Origin of the sequence: Methylobacterium nigriterrae (assembly GCF_037106235.1) — a bacterium.
Lineage (GTDB): Bacteria > Pseudomonadota > Alphaproteobacteria > Rhizobiales > Beijerinckiaceae > Methylobacterium > Methylobacterium nigriterrae.
Window position 1 is genome coordinate 1 of sequence record NZ_JBAWTG010000780.1, and the last position, 282, is coordinate 282.

The 282-nt window shown below is 76.2% G+C and carries 1 pseudogene; it reads right to left on the minus strand.

The window, feature by feature from the left end:
- Window positions 1–282 (minus strand): annotated as a pseudogene (locus tag WDW90_RS39135) (hypothetical protein); the annotation flags it as partial.

Genomic DNA, 282 nt, shown 5'->3' on the forward strand with positions numbered 1-282 from the left:
GAGCGGGATCACCTCGTCGATGGCCGGCCGCACGTCCCACTGGTAGGTGGCGCGCGCCCCCGGCCCGAGCGGGGTGATGACGGTCTCGCGCGTCCCCGGGCCGGCGAAGGGGAGGATGCCGCGCGTGCGCATCACGGGGCGGGGCGGCAGGCCCTCGGCCACCATGCCCTGCGCCTCGACGGTGTCGACGCGCCGCGTCGTCTCGCCGACCTTCACGGTCTCGGGATCGGGGCTCCACGACTCCGTGACCGTGACGTCGCGGGCCGGCAGCCACCAGGGCTC